This window comes from Kitasatospora sp. MBT66, from assembly GCF_000710405.2.
Classification (GTDB): domain Bacteria; phylum Actinomycetota; class Actinomycetes; order Streptomycetales; family Streptomycetaceae; genus Kitasatospora; species Kitasatospora purpeofusca.
Genome location: NZ_JAIY01000035.1, coordinates 1 through 359, shown reverse-complemented (window position 1 = coordinate 359; position 359 = coordinate 1). Strand labels below are relative to the sequence as shown.

The 359-nt window shown below is 76.3% G+C and carries 1 protein-coding gene; it reads right to left on the bottom strand.

Going from position 1 to position 359, the window contains the following annotated elements; translation table 11 throughout:
• A partial coding sequence (locus tag BI06_RS45290; protein ID WP_043479120.1) for an acyltransferase domain-containing protein occupies nucleotides 1-359 on the bottom strand: 359 nt, incomplete at both ends.

Sequence of the window (359 nt, the reverse complement as noted above, 5' to 3'; positions counted from 1 at the left end):
GTCAGCTCCGGGGAGCGGCTGGCGTCCAGCCAATAGCGCTGCCGCTGGAACGGGTAGCCGGGCAGTTCGGCGTGCGCGGGCCGGGCGTCGGCGAAGGCCGCCGTCCAGTCGACGGCCACGCCGCGCACGGACAGCTCGGCGACGGAGGTGAGCCAGCGCTCGCGGCCGCCCTGCCCGCGCCGCAGCGAGCCGGTGACGACGGCGGACGCGGTGGCGGCCGGGCCCACCGCGTCGAGGGTGTCCTCGATCGCGCCGGTGAGCACCGGGTGCGGGGAGACCTCGACGAACACGGTGTGCCCGGTCTCCGTGAGCCGGCGGGTGGCCTGCTCGAAGCGGACGGTGTGGCGCAGGTTGCGGTA